14 protein-coding genes are annotated in these 13,374 nt (G+C 65.2%); 4 read left to right on the top strand and 10 right to left on the bottom strand.

All coding sequences use genetic code 11. The annotated features are described in order from the left end of the window. Window positions 1-81: 81 nt before the first annotated feature. Entirely contained in the window at window positions 82-1,290 is a 1,209-nt protein-coding gene (locus ACX80M_RS08370; RefSeq protein ID WP_252598317.1) for a DNA recombination protein RmuC, read from the top strand. Between the two features lie 34 nt (window positions 1,291-1,324). On the opposite strand, the gene ACX80M_RS08365 is transcribed toward ACX80M_RS08370, so the two are convergent. Beyond that, on the bottom strand, window positions 1,325-2,404 hold the full coding sequence (locus ACX80M_RS08365) for a 4-hydroxy-3-methylbut-2-enyl diphosphate reductase (protein WP_248759714.1): 1,080 nt from the start codon (window positions 2,402-2,404) through the stop codon (window positions 1,325-1,327). Between the two features lie 9 nt (window positions 2,405-2,413). After that, window positions 2,414-3,265: a hypothetical protein gene (locus ACX80M_RS08360; RefSeq protein WP_252608979.1), complete on the bottom strand. Its 852-nt coding sequence runs from the start codon at window positions 3,263-3,265 to the stop codon at window positions 2,414-2,416. 203 nt (window positions 3,266-3,468) lie between these two features. Here ACX80M_RS08360 and xseA point away from each other — a divergent pair, with 203 nt between their 5' ends. Continuing rightward, on the top strand, window positions 3,469-4,794 hold the full coding sequence (xseA, locus tag ACX80M_RS08355) for an exodeoxyribonuclease VII large subunit (RefSeq protein ID WP_459309381.1): 1,326 nt from the start codon (window positions 3,469-3,471) through the stop codon (window positions 4,792-4,794). Then, window positions 4,775-4,993 carry an exodeoxyribonuclease VII small subunit gene (locus tag ACX80M_RS08350; RefSeq protein ID WP_058931826.1) on the top strand — a complete coding sequence of 73 codons (219 nt, stop codon included), beginning with the start codon at window positions 4,775-4,777 and terminating at the stop codon, window positions 4,991-4,993. Before xseA ends, ACX80M_RS08350 begins: the two co-directional genes overlap by 20 nt. A 48-nt stretch (window positions 4,994-5,041) precedes the next feature. Here the strand turns inward: ACX80M_RS08350 and ACX80M_RS08345 are convergent, their stop codons facing one another. The 6 genes from ACX80M_RS08345 to ACX80M_RS08320 form a co-directional block, all read right to left on the bottom strand. Further along, window positions 5,042-5,896, bottom strand: coding sequence for a polyphosphate kinase 2 family protein (locus tag ACX80M_RS08345; protein ID WP_252598320.1), 855 nt, complete (start codon window positions 5,894-5,896; stop codon window positions 5,042-5,044). A 49-nt stretch (window positions 5,897-5,945) separates the two neighbouring features. After that, window positions 5,946-7,166, bottom strand: a complete 1,221-nt coding sequence (locus tag ACX80M_RS08340) for a pyridoxal phosphate-dependent aminotransferase (RefSeq protein WP_252598321.1) — start codon at window positions 7,164-7,166, stop codon at window positions 5,946-5,948. Between the two features lie 134 nt (window positions 7,167-7,300). Continuing rightward, complete coding sequence (locus tag ACX80M_RS08335; RefSeq protein WP_252598322.1) at window positions 7,301-8,254, bottom strand: ABC transporter substrate-binding protein; 954 nt, start codon at window positions 8,252-8,254, stop codon at window positions 7,301-7,303. Then, on the bottom strand, window positions 8,251-8,997 hold the full coding sequence (locus ACX80M_RS08330; protein WP_252608977.1) for an ABC transporter permease: 747 nt from the start codon (window positions 8,995-8,997) through the stop codon (window positions 8,251-8,253). Before ACX80M_RS08330 ends, ACX80M_RS08335 begins: the two co-directional genes overlap by 4 nt. Continuing rightward, complete coding sequence (locus ACX80M_RS08325; RefSeq protein ID WP_252598324.1) at window positions 8,994-9,704, bottom strand: ABC transporter permease; 711 nt, start codon at window positions 9,702-9,704, stop codon at window positions 8,994-8,996. Before ACX80M_RS08325 ends, ACX80M_RS08330 begins: the two co-directional genes overlap by 4 nt. Further along, window positions 9,704-10,804: an ABC transporter ATP-binding protein gene (locus tag ACX80M_RS08320; protein ID WP_305884352.1), complete on the bottom strand. Its 1,101-nt coding sequence runs from the start codon at window positions 10,802-10,804 to the stop codon at window positions 9,704-9,706. Before ACX80M_RS08320 ends, ACX80M_RS08325 begins: the two co-directional genes overlap by 1 nt. 230 nt (window positions 10,805-11,034) lie before the next feature. Here ACX80M_RS08320 and ACX80M_RS08315 point away from each other — a divergent pair, with 230 nt between their 5' ends. Then, window positions 11,035-12,063, top strand: a complete 1,029-nt coding sequence (locus ACX80M_RS08315) for a pirin family protein (RefSeq protein ID WP_252608975.1) — start codon at window positions 11,035-11,037, stop codon at window positions 12,061-12,063. On the opposite strand, the gene ACX80M_RS08310 is transcribed toward ACX80M_RS08315, so the two are convergent. Together ACX80M_RS08310 and ACX80M_RS08305 are read right to left on the bottom strand one after the other, a co-directional pair. Next, complete coding sequence (locus ACX80M_RS08310; protein WP_252614225.1) at window positions 12,049-12,978, bottom strand: N-acetylglucosamine kinase; 930 nt, start codon at window positions 12,976-12,978, stop codon at window positions 12,049-12,051. The two genes, ACX80M_RS08315 and ACX80M_RS08310, sit on opposite strands and share 15 nt — an antisense overlap. Before the next feature lie 126 nt (window positions 12,979-13,104). After that, window positions 13,105-13,269, bottom strand: coding sequence for a hypothetical protein (locus ACX80M_RS08305; RefSeq protein ID WP_459309380.1), 165 nt, complete (start codon window positions 13,267-13,269; stop codon window positions 13,105-13,107). Between the last annotated feature and the right edge of the window lie 105 nt (window positions 13,270-13,374).

Genomic DNA, 13,374 nt, shown 5'->3' with positions numbered 1-13,374 from the left:
CGCAGTGTCGGCACATGCTGGAAGGTCTGGTCGAATATGTCGGTTCCGTAAATTGTCACAGGGGCATGCCACAGTGTGGATATGGATGCTCTAGCCCTGATTCTTGCCCTGTTGATGCTGCTGGTGGGTGCCGTCGCCGGCGCCGGCACCACCTACTTTTCCCTCCGCCGGCACAGTCGTGCCTTTGAGGAGGACTTCGACGCCGTCTCGTCGCGGCTTTCCGAGGTCAGCGCCCAGTTCGCCGCCGCGGACGCGGAGCGCCGGCTGCTCTCGATGCAGAACCGGGAACTCGGCGAGTCCCGCAATCAGGACGGGAGCGTCCTCCGGGCACTCGCCCCCGTGGCGGAAAAGCTGACCGCGGTGCAGCAGCAGGTGGCACTGCTGGAACGCGACCGCCTGGAACAGTACGGCCAGCTGGCGCAACAGCTTCAGGAGGCAAGGCTTTCCGATGCCCAGCTGATCCGGTCCACGCACGCCCTCGAGTCAGCGTTGCGCTCCAACAGTGCTCGTGGACAGTGGGGCGAAGTTCAATTGCGCCGAGTGGTCGAGGCATCGGGCATGCTCAAGCACGTGGATTTCCTGGAGCAGGTCCACAGCGCCGGGGCCGATTCAGCGGTCCGTCCCGACCTCGTCGTCCAGCTGCCGGGCCAGAAGCAGCTCGTGGTGGACGCCAAGGTGCCGTTGTCCTCCTACCTGGAGGCCCAGGAGCTGGGTGCGCGCCAGGAAACGGGTACAACCGGGAATCCCGGCAGCCAGCAATCCCTGCTGACTGCCCACGCCAAAGCGCTGCGGGCCCACGTGGACTCGCTCAGCAACAAGAAGTACTGGGACATCCCCGGGAACTCCCCCGAGCTGGTGATCTGCTTCCTGCCGGCCGAATCCATCCTGGCCGCCGCCCTGACAGCCGATGCGACTCTGTTGGACTACGCGCTTTCCAGGAATGTGGTTCTTGCCTCGCCCAGTACACTGCTCGCGGTGCTCAAATCGGTGGCTTTCACGTGGCGCCAGGACGTGCTGACGGACAGCGCGCGGGAACTGTTCGACCTCGCCCGCCAGCTGTACGAACGCATGGGAACGCTCGGCGATAACGTGGGCAAGCTCGGTTCGTCCCTGAAGTCCTCGGTGGACCGGTACAACGCCCTGATCGGCACCCTGGAAGCGCGGATCCTGCCTACCGCACGGAAGCTCAATGCCATGGATGAATCCGGGCTGCTCACTCCGCCGGCACTCGAGGTCACGCCGCGTTCGCTGGCGGCCCCGGAGTTTCAGCAGGACGAAGCCGCCGCCTGACGCGAGGTAGCCGCCTGACGTTGCCGGAGACTGGTCAGTCGCGGGACCGGCGTCCGCCGAGCGCCCGGCTGACGTCTCCGGCTTCCTTCAGGGTCGCGCGGAGTTCCTTAGGCAACGAAAACAGGAGGTCTTCTTCGGCTGTGACAACTTCCTCCACGGAGCCATAGCCGTAGTCGGCCAGCAGTCGCAGGACGTCCGTGACCAGGATTTCCGGCACGGAAGCCCCTGACGTGACTCCGACCGTTGCCACGCCTTCAAACCACGCCTCGTCCACTTCGTTGGCAAAGTCCACCCGGTAGGAGGCCTTAGCCCCGTACTCCAGGGCAACTTCGACCAGACGGACAGAGTTCGAGGAGTTGGCCGATCCCACCACAATGACCAGGTCAGCCTGGGGGGAGATCTTCTTGATGGCCACCTGACGGTTGGTGGTGGCGTAGCAGATGTCGTCGCTGGGCGGATCCTGCAGGGTGGGGAACCGATCCTTCAGCAGGCGGACCGTTTCCATGGTCTCGTCCACGCTGAGGGTGGTCTGGGACAGCCAGATGACCTTTTCCGGATCCCTGACGGTTACCTTGTCCACTTCATGGGGACCGTTAATGATCTGGATGTGTTCCGGGGCTTCGCCGGCGGTGCCCTCGACTTCTTCGTGACCGTCGTGGCCGATCAGCAGGATGTCGAAGTCGTCCTTGGCGAACCTCACGGCTTCCTTATGAACCTTCGTCACCAACGGGCAGGTGGCGTCAATGGTGCGCAGCCCTCGGTCCTCCGCTGACTGGACGACGGCCGGCGATACCCCGTGGGCGGAAAAGATCACCAGGGCGCCTTCCGGAACCTCGTCCGTCTCATCGACGAAGATGGCACCCTGTGCCTCCAGCGAGCTCACCACGTGGACGTTGTGCACGATCTGCTTCCGGACGTACACCGGCGGACCGTAGTGCTCCAAGGCCTTCTCGACGGCGATCACGGCCCGGTCCACACCGGCGCAATAGCCGCGGGGCGCCGCCAGGAGTACCTTTTTGGGACCGGTCACCGGAGCCGCGGCGGCTACCTCCTCAGGCGAGCGCCGCCTGCGCGGGACAGTTGGCATCGAGAGGGACACAGCTGAGGAAGTCATCCCTCCATGCTACCGGGTGGGGGCCCGCCGCCCCGGCGAAGCGATCCGGATCACAACGGCCGCAGCGACAAGCACAGCGCCGGTTATCGCGGCACCACCGACCCAGGATTGGAAGCTGCTGGACGCGGCCGCCACAAACGCATCCTTGAACATGTCCGAAAGCCCATTGCCGCTAGCCGTCCCCACGACGGCATCCCTGGCGACCTGCGAGCCGGCAGCCCACAGCCCCCCCAGTGCCAGCGCCCCCAGTCCCACAGCGAGAATCACGGTCCAGCGACGGCGCGCGGACACCAGCGCTAGCGCAAAGGCGATTCCCGCTCCAATGGCAAGGGAGTAGCCGAGCGGCGCGTAGGCGGACGCTCTTTCGACCATTTGGCGCTGCTCAGGCTCGCCAACGTTGACCAGCGTCTGCTCCGGCGCAGTCAGCGGGAGCCCGGTGGTGCGTGCGAGCTCCTTCGTCGCCAGCGCCACCAGGGGTGCCACGTCCAACGTAAGCGACGACGGGGAGTCAGGTTCGGCGGGAGCCGATGCGGGTGCGGCGAAGCTGAGCCGGTGGCTCTTTCGCAGTGTTTCCTCCCAGGCCGCCGGGTAGCCGGGCAAGGCTGTGAGGGAACTGGCAGCCGCCTCAAGCACTGGCGTGACCAGACCTGCCAGGGCGTCCGGGATGGCCCCTGTATCGATGGTGCCCACAGCGGCCGCGGCGAGCCTCTGCTGGAATTCTGCGTCCTGCCCCAGGGGAGCGGCCAGGGCCACAAAGCCATCCTCCTGAACCACGTTGCGGTCAAGCCAGATGGCGGGTACGGCCAGGGCGGACAGCAAAACGCCCACGACGACGGCGATGGCTGAAACGAAGGTGCGCAAAACGGGTCCTCACGGGTTGGCGGCAGCACAGCCATCATAGAGCTGGTGTCTGGACAAAGAATGTCAGTCTCGGGTGATACAGCTTATGGATAAGGTTGAATGGCAACCGCCAGCTCACTGACGGCCGCCTTTCAAGCACGAACCGCTACCTGCCGAACAAAGGACCACCATGCCGCCACCCACAGTTTCCCGGGGCAGCGGACATGTCTGAACAGGCTGCGCTGCCGGGCACTGCTGCCACCACGTTGCCTGCCACGGCCGGTGAGACCAGCCCGGACAATCCATGGCCGCTGCAGTTGCTGTCCCAGAAACTCAAGGCCCATATCGATCGCACCCCGTCCGCATGGGTCGAAGGCCAGGTCATCGAATTGAACCGCCGCGGGGGTAACGCGTACCTCACCCTCCGGGACGTGGACGCGGAAGTTTCCCTGCCGGCGTCGGTCTGGACCAAGGTTCTGGACCGGCAGAACATGCCCCTGGAGCGTGGCTCCCGCGTGGTTGCCTTGCTCAAGCCGGAGTTCTGGCTGAAGACCGGGCGGCTCAACATGCAGGTTCGGGACATCAGGCCTGTAGGGCTTGGCGACCTGCTGGCGCGGATCGAACGGTTGCGCCAGGCCCTCTCCGCCGAGGGGCTGTTTGCCGATTCACGGAAGAAACCACTGCCGCTGCTCCCGCACCGTATCGGACTGATTACCGGACGGGACTCCGACGCCAAAAAAGACGTCGTCCAAAACGCCGCACTCCGCTGGCCCGCAGTTGAATTCGAGATCCGGGAAGTGGCGGTCCAGGGCAACACTGCGGTCTCGCAAATTATCCGCGCCCTGCAGGAACTGGACAGCCGCCCCGACGTGGACGTCATTGTCGTCGCCCGGGGCGGCGGAGCCTTGGAGGACCTGCTGCCTTTCAACAGCGAGGAACTGATCCGTGCTGTCGCGGCCACGGCCACCCCGGTGGTCAGCGCCATCGGACATGAGGCGGACCGTCCCCTTCTAGACGACGTGGCGGACCTGCGCGCGTCCACGCCCACTGATGCGGCTAAGCGGATCGTTCCTGACGTTGCCGAGGAACTGGCGGGCGTGCGCCAGGCACGGGAGCACCTGCGCAGGAGCATCGGCAGGCTCGTGGACAGGGAGTCGGACCGGTTGTCCGCACTCCATTCCCGGCCTGTTCTGGCCACCCCGGAAGCCATGGTCACCGGACGAGCGGAGGAAATCGAACGCCTCCTGCGGAGATCATCGGCCGCTGTCAGTTCAACGGTGGTACGTGCAGCTGATCAGCTGGTTCACCTGCAGGCCCAGGTCCGTGCCCTGTCACCACAAAAGACGCTGGACCGCGGCTATGCCGTGGTCGAACTGGCCAACGGCCGGCCGGCCCGTGCCACTGAAGCTGCCGGCCACGCTGTGGTTCGAGACCCGTCGGAGGCGCCGTCGGGAACTGCGTTGTCCGTACGCGTGGCCCATGGCCTGTTCGGCGCCACTTCCACTGGGGAACTTCAACAAGGAGAAGCACATGCCCGAAACAAAGCCTGACCCGGAAATCCAAGCACTGAGCTATGAGGAAGCCCGCGAACAGCTGGTGCAGGTGGTGGGGAAGCTTGAGGCGGGCGGCGCCAGCCTCGAGGAATCCCTGGCACTCTGGGAACGCGGCGAAGCCCTGGCAAAGCGCTGCGAAGAGTGGCTGGAGGGCGCCCGCAAGCGGCTCGCTGCCGCCCGCGACCAGCCGCTCTGACCAGTCACTGAAGGCGGCCCACCCCTCGGAACGGCGCGCCCCAACAGGTCAGGACCGCTCAACCAGTTCCCGTTCGATCGGGACATCGAACTCAGCTTCCGGCCATTCCAGCTTCATGTCAGACAGCGCGCCCAGCACCAACTGCTGCACCGCGATCCTGGCGTACCATTTTTTGTTGGCCGGAACCACATGCCAGGGTGCCGCTTCCGTGTTGGTCTCGTCGAAGGCAGCCTGGTAGGCGCCCATGTAGTCGCCCCAGAACGCCCGCTCCTTGAGGTCACTGCTGCTGTATTTCCAGTGCTTGGCGGGGTTGTCCAGCCGGGCAAGGAGCCGGGCCTTCTGTTCATCCTTGCTGATGTTGAGCATCACCTTGATGATTTTGGTTCCGGCATCGGTCTGGCGCGCCTCGAACTCATTGATGGCCCGGTAGCGGCGCTTAAGTTCGGCAGGCGTCGCCCAGTTATGGACCCGGTGGATTAGGACGTCCTCATAGTGGGAGCGGTCGAAGATGCCCACCATGCCCGCTCCGGGCACCTCCTTCTCGATCCGCCAGAGGAAGTCATAGGACTTCTCCTCCTCGGTGGGTGCCTTGAAAGCCTTGAACTGGACGCCCTGCGGATCCATGGTGGCCATGACATGGTTGACGATTCCGCCCTTGCCCGCGGTGTCCATGGCCTGCAGGATCAACAGAAGCCGTTTTCTCCCGCCGAAGCGCGACGCCGCGAACAGCTTTTCCTGAAGTTCGGCCAACGCGCCGTCCAGTTCAGCCAGAATTGCCTGGCCATCGGCTTTGTTGCCCTTGTAACCGGGCGTCGCGTCAGGGTCGGCGTCGGCCAGCGAGAAGCCTTTCCCCACCCTCAGCGTATCGACGGGGTGCTTCTCGAACTCAACGACGTCGGCCATTGGGGTCCTTTCCCAAGGTTCCACGCGCCGAAAGACGCGTCACCACAGGCTAGTTCCCTTTGTACCTGCTCAGGAAGTCCCCCATACGGTTGATGGCCTCCTCAAGGTCCTTCACCAGCGGCAGCGTGACCATCCGGAAGTGGTCCGGGCGGACCCAGTTGAAGGCGCGGCCGTGGGAGACCAGGATTTTTTGCTCGCGCAGCAGGTCCAGGACAAACTTCTCGTCATCGCGGATGTGGAAGACCTCGGGATCGAGCTTCGGAAAGAGGTACATGGCGCCACGGGCCTGCTGCGTGCTCACACCAGGGATGGCGTTGAGCATGTCATAGGCCTTGTTTCGCTGTTCCAGCAGCCTGCCGCCGGGCAGGATGAGGTCGTTGATGCTCTGGTAGCCGCCGAGGGCGGTCTGGATGGCATGCTGGGCGGGCACATTCGCACACAAGCGCATGTTGGCCAGGAGGCTGATGCCTTCCAGGTAGTCCGAGGCATCCTTCTTCGGGCCCGAGATGGCCATCCAGCCGGCACGGTAACCGCAGACGCGGTAGGCCTTGGACAGTCCACTGAAGGTGAGGCAAAGGACGTCGTCACCCGTAAGCGCGGCCATGTTGATGTGGACGGCGTCCTCGTACAGGATCTTTTCGTAGATTTCATCCGCGAAAAGGATCAGGCCATGCTTTTCAGCCAGGGCCACGATCTTCTCCAGCGTCTCTTCGGGATAGACCGCGCCCGTGGGGTTGTTGGGGTTGATCACCACGATGCCCTTGGTGCGCGGCGTGATCTTGGCTTCAAGATCCTCAAGGTCCGGCTGCCAGCCTGATTCCTCATCGCAGAGGTAGTGCACGGGCTTCCCGCTCGCAAGGGCAACGGAAGCGGTCCACAGCGGGTAGTCCGGTGTGGGGATCAGTACCTCGTCGCCGTCGTTGAGCAGCGCCATGAGCGACATGGTAATCAGTTCGCTGACGCCGTTGCCCAGGTAGATGTCGTCCACATGGATGTTCTGGATTCCACGGGTCTGGTAGTACTGGGAGACCGCGGTCCGGGCCGAGAAGATGCCCCGGGAGTCGCTGTAACCCTGGGCATGGGGCAGATGGCGGATCATGTCCACCAGGATCGCGTCCGGGGCTTCAAATCCAAACGGCGCAGGGTTTCCGATGTTCAGTTTGAGGATCCGGTGACCCTCCGCCTCCATCTGCTGGGCGGCCTGAAGAATCGGTCCACGGATGTCGTAAAGGACGTTGTGAAGCTTGGTGGACTGCTTGAATTCTGCCATCCATCAAATATGCCATATGACGGATGTACTTCGGTTGAGACCTCAGACACAGACGTGCAGAGAGCGGACGACGGCGGCTGCCGGCCAGTGTGGGTCCGGCAGCCGCCGTCGTGATTACGTTGTGGAGTCAGGTGCTACTTGACGATGCCCTTGTCCTTGAGCCAGGTGGCGGCGGCGTCTTTGGCATTTTGCTTCTGGCTGCCGCTGACTGCGCGGTTGAGGTTGACCAGGTCCTCAGTAGTGAGGATCTTCGATACGGCATTCAATGCGGCCATGGCCTTGTCGGTCATTTTTGCCTTGTTGTACAGCGGCAGGACCTGCTGGGCCTTGAAGTTGTTCTTGGGATCCTCCAGAACCACCAGGTCGTTGTCCGCGATGGACGGTGTGGTGGTGTAGATGTCAGCCACCTGGACGTCGTCGGTCAGCAGTGCCTGCAGGGTCAGGTTGCCGCCGCCGTCGCTGAAGGGCTTCAGTGCCTTGAGTTCGCAGCCATAGTTCTTTTTGAGTCCCGGGAAGCCATAGGCGCGGGTTTCGAACGTGGCCGGCGCCGCCATGGTCAGGTCCTTGCAGACCTTGGCGAGGTCCTCAATGGACTTCAGCTGGTACTTCTCTGCGGTGGCTTTGGTGACCACCATGGCGTCCTTGGACTCAGCTTTCGATGCTTCCAGGACTGCTAGTCCTTCGGGGAGCTTCCCCGGCAAGGCCTTGTAGACGTCGTCGGCCGAGACCTCGGCAGCTTCAGGATCCACATGCGAGAGCAGGTTGCCGGAGTAATCCGGGACAAGGTCAACCGAGCCGTCCTGGACCGCTTTGAAGTAGATTTCGCGGGCACCGATGTTGGGCTTTGTGGTTGCCGTGACCCCTGCAGCAGTCAGCGCGCCGGCATAGATCTCAGCGACGATCTGGCTCTCCGGGAAGTCAGCCGAGCCGACCACCAAGGAGCCGCCGCCGGCGCTTCCGGCGCTGGTGCTGGGGGTCTTCAACGGATCACTCCCGCCGCAGGCCGTCAGCGCGACGGCCAGGCCGACGCCGGCAGCCATGCCAGCCAGTCCCCGGCGGGTAAGGATTGTCCTGGTGTTCTCTTTCATGGGGTACCTCCTTGAACGGCAGCTGGCGCAGGCGCGGCAGCTGGGAGATCAGCGGCGGCCTTCTGGCCACCGCGCAGATCGGTTTTGAGGCCGGGCGAAAGAAGGACTCTTTGCACCGCGGCCAGGATGAGGTCAACAACGATGGCCAGCCCTGCAATCAGCAGCGACCCGGCAAGCATCCGCGGGAAGTCCTGCAGCGCCAAGCCGTCAAAAAGGTAGCGGCCCAGCCCGCCCAAGGGCAGGTAGGCAACCACCGACACCGTGGCGATGACCTGCAGCACGGCGGTTCGGACACCGCCGAACATGACCTGCAGCCCGTTGGGCAGCTCAACCCGGAACAGGATCTGCAGCTCGGTCATGCCCATGGCCCGGGCAGCGTCCACCACGGCCCGGTCCACACTCGAAATGCCGGCATAAGTTCCGGCAAGGAGCGGCGGCACGGTCAGGATGACCAGCGCCCACACCGGCGGCATCAGGCTGCTTCCCGCCAGGAGGGCGAAGAGGACCAGCAGGCCCAGGGTAGGCAGGGCCCGCAGCGCCCCTGCCACCGCTACGGCCACTACGCGTCCGCGGCCCGTGTGCCCGATGTAAAGCCCTGCCGGAACCGCGATGGCCGCGGCAATCACCAAGACCAGCCCGCTGTATTGGAGGTGCTCCAGCAGCCGGACCGGGATGCCGGAACTGCCGGTCCAGTGCAGCGGATCGGCAATCCACGCCAGGGTGTCCACGAAAACGTTGCTCACGGCGCGGCCCCCGTGTGGATGTTGGCGTCGGCCAGGTAGCTGGCGGCGGAAGGCGCCGCGGGGCCCGAGGCTTTAGCGGCGCGGGTCCAAGGCGTCAGCAGCCTTTCCAGGACGACCAGTACAGCATCCATCAGCAGCGCGAGCACCAGGATGGCGATGATTCCCACCACCACTTCCGTGACGAAGTTCCGTTGCAGTCCGTCGGTAAACAGCATGCCCAAGTTCCCCACGCCCAGCAGTGCCGCGACGCTAACCAGGGAGATGTTGCTGACGGAGACCACCCGCAGCCCGGCGAACATCACCGGAAGGGAGAGCGGCAGGTCGATCTGGACAAAGCGCAGCCACGGCTTGTACCCCATGGCAATCGCAGCTTGCCGGAGATCCTCCTCCACGGAGTCAAAAGCATCCAGGGCTGCCCGGACCAGCAGCGCCACCGCATAGATGGTCAGGGCAACAATGACGTTGAGCGGGTCCAGGATCCGGGTTCCGAGAATCGAGGGCAGGATGATGAACAGCGCCAGCGACGGGACGGTATACAGCAGTGAACTGGCGGTCACCACCACCGACCGAAGCGCAGGGTGGGTCCGCGCCACCTGCGCCAGCGGAATGGAAATAACCAGCCCCAGGACCATCGGGATCAGGGCCAGGACCAGGTGCTGGCCCGCCAGTCCCATGACCATGCCGCTGTTTGCCAGGAACCACTCCATCAGAGCGCAGCCTGCCTGACCTGGCGGGCTTCCTCAATGACGCCGAGGACTTCCTGTGCCCTGATGGTTCCCAGGACCTTGCCGTCGCCATCCACCGCCACACCTTGGCCGGACGGGGACGAAAGGGCCGAGTCCAGCGCCCGCCGCAGCGTCTCGCCGGGGCGGAAGAGTGACCCGCCCGGGATGAGCTCTGAGTCCGTCCCCGGCCTCGCCCAGCCCAGCGGGCGCAGGTCCGCATCCACCACGAGCTGCCAGTCGGTCACCCCAGCGGGATCGCCGGCGAACTGGCCGGCACTCATCACGAGCGTGGGCACCGGGTGGATGGACACGGCGTCGGACGTGGTGAACCCGAGGTGGCGGAAACCACGGTCCCGGCCGACGAAGGACGCCACAAAATCATTGGCCGGTGCCCGGAGGATTTCCTCAGGGGTGGCGTACTGGGCCAGCCGGCCGCCGACGGCGAAAACGGCCACCTTGTCGCCGAGAACGGTTGCCTCGTCGATATCGTGCGTGACGAAAACGATGGTTTTTGCGAGGTCCTTCTGCAGCCTCAGGAGTTCCTGCTGCAGTTCGTCACGCACCACGGGGTCAACGGCGCTGAACGGTTCGTCCATCAGCAGGACGGGCGGATCGGCGGCGAGCGCCCGGGCCACACCGACGCGCTGCTGCTGGCCGCCCGAGAGCTGGGAGGGGTACCGTTTCCCGAGCGCGGAAGCCAGCCCGACGACGTCGAGCAGTTCCGTGGCGCGCTTGCGGGCCTCAGCCTTGGAAACGCCGTTGAGCCGGGGCACGGTGGCGATGTTGTCCAGCACGGAACGGTGCGGCATCAGCCCGGAGGACTGCATGACGTAGCCCATGGACCGTCTCAGCTCCGCGGCAGGAACCGAGGTCACGTCCCGCCCGTCCACGGTGATCACGCCGGACGTCGGTTCCACCATGCGGTTGATCATCCGCAGCGAGGTGGTCTTGCCGCAGCCGGACGGCCCTACAAAAACGGTGATGGAGCCCCTGTCGATGGACATGGTGAGCTGGTCCACAGCGGGCTGCCCGCCCTGATACTGCTTGGTGACGCTCTGGAACTCAATCATGGCTTGGTCCATTCCCGGACTTACCTGTTCTGTTGGACGGCATCGGACAGTGTTGGGTCATAAGCTCACTGATATTTACGGTAACGCAATCCGTTCACAGCGTAACCGGATCCGAAGGCAATCCGGGCAAGAGAATCCCTACTGTAACCATTCGTTGGACAGCCGCCCGCGGATGGGTCCTTCGATCACAAGGTGCCGGTGCTGCGCTTACGCCCGGCTCTGCCCGCGCCTAGAGTTGGACTGTGACCAACTTGGAAGTGGCTCCGCAACAGGAACTTTGTCCGCCCGCAGGCCCTGAAGGGACGTCCGGCCCTTGCCTGCAGCTCTGGCCCGAACGCGAGGTTCCGCTGGGCGGCGTGCGGGCCATGAACGTCCGGCGCACGCTCCCGCAGCGCGGCCTGCCCACCATCGGAGCCTGGTGCTTCCTGGACAGTTTCGGTCCGGACCGCATCGCCATGTCCGTACTCCCCCACCCGCACACGGGCCTGCAGACGGTCACCTGGCCGCTTGCGGGGAACATCCGGCACCGGGACAGCGTGGGCAGCGATGTTGTGGTCCGGCCAGGTGAGCTGAACATCATGACCGCCGGGCACGGGGTGTCCCACTCCGAGTTCGCCGTCCTGCCGGATCCCGACGCGGGCGCGCCGCTGCCCGTGCAGCGCGGCCTGCAGCTCTGGGTAGCGTTGCCGGATTCGGAACGCCGCCGCGAGCCCGCGTTCGAGCAGCACCGGGAACTGCCTTCAGTGACGGGGCCGGGTTTCACTGCGACTGTGATGGTGGGCGAATTCGCCGGGGCGGTGTCGCCGGCCACGATGTACTCCCCCATCGTCGGAGCGGACATCTCCTGCGACGGCCTGGCCGTCCTGCCGCTGAACGCTCACTTTGAGCATGCTGTCCTGGTGCTCGACGGCGGGCTGACGCTGGACGGGCAGGAGGTCCCGCCCGGGCCGCTGGGCTACCTGGGCGCGGGACGTACGACGCTGGAGTTCCAGGCCCTGCCCGGCACACGGTTCCTCCTGATCGGCGGGGAGCCGTTCCAGGAGGAACTGCTGATGTGGTGGAACTTCGTGGGCCGCACGCACGACGAAGTGGAGCAGGCCCGTGCGGACTGGGAAGCCCAGGCCGCACTGCCTGACGCTGCAGCCCGCGGAGCCCGCTACGGGCTGGTTGAAGGGCACGGTCCGGATGCGGGCGCTGAAGCCGGACGCATCCCCGCCCCCATCATGCCGGCCGTCAGGCTGACACCCCGGAAGCGGTCAGTGGGCCCCTGACGCTTCCGAGACCAGCTTCAGGACGCCAAACACAGGGTCCTGGTCCAGGACACGGACATCGGAGACGCCGGCGGCGGCAAGGTGGCTCCGGAAAGAGTCCTGCAGCGGAATCACGTTCATGCCGAGTCCGCTGCCGAGAATTACCGGGCCGTCGATTCCAAGCTTCCGCAGGGCCTGCGCAGCCAGGCCGGCAAGGTCTTGGCCGGCCTGGTCCACGAGCTCCTGGCTGACCGGGTGGCCCGCCGCAGCCGCCTCCACCACCAGGCGTGCCTGCTGGGCCCAGAACCGGCGGCCGGTGTCCGGGGAATGGAAGAGCGCAATCAGCTTGTTGGGGTGGTCCACTCCGCAGGCTGCAAGCAGCGCCTCGGTCAGCTGGTCCGCCGGGAGTCCCTGGTTCATCCGGCGCAGGCTGTGCCGGACCGCCTCACGGCCGAGCCAGTAGCCGCTGCCTTCATCCCCAAGCAGGTAGCCCCAGCCGCCGGCCCGGGCTTCGTCGCCGGTGGCATTCCTTCCCCAGGCTGCAGAGCCGGTTCCCGCGATCACGGCCACGCCGGTACTGGCGCCGCCCGCGGCCAGCAGCAGCCGTGAGTCGTGGACCACCGTGACTTTGGCCCCCGGAACATGGGGTTCGATCAGCGCGGCAAGGGCTGCGGCGTCATCGTCGGTGTCTATGCCACCGGCCCCGGCATACACCTGGGCCACCTGGCCGCCGCCGATCCGGGAGAAGAGATCCGCGAGGTTCATCGCCGCCTGTTCGCGGCTGACGTTCTGGACGTTGGAGCTGCCGGCGGACTCGTCGGCCACGGCAACGCCGTCCTCAAACCTGACGCCGCGGGTCTTTGTACCTCCGATGTCCAGGCCGATGATGACCCCCGCGAGGGGACCTGGGGCGGCCGCGGACGTGGCGCCGCCCAGCGGGTGGTGTCCGGAAGTTGTGGTCTGGGGGTGCTCGCTATCAGTCACGTCCCCCAGCCTACTGAAACGCTGGCGGCGAAGCGCTGCCGGGCGGCGGGAGGCCGTCGTGTCTCAGCACCGCGCCGCCTATCCCCTGCCTGAACGGGCGACGACGAGGCCCGCCAGCAAATGCGGGCCCTCCTGCAGGACCATCTCCCGGAAGAAGCGGACAGGATCGGGCTCGGCGTCGGGGCCGGGTTTCCGCCGGCGCCAGCCCAGCCCGATTTCGCGGTAGGCAAGGCCGGATTCCAAGGTAAGGACCCGTCAGTATTCAACACGCGGCTATTGTGATTTGTCGGGTTTGAGAGTGTAGTTCCATTCGCCGTGCCATTGATGGCGGGTGATGGGAAGGGCCGC

The sequence above is a fragment of the Pseudarthrobacter sp. MDT1-22 genome (assembly GCF_054511035.1).
The sequence above is the reverse complement of the archived record's forward strand: the minus strand, read 5'-3'. Positions and strand labels throughout refer to the sequence as shown.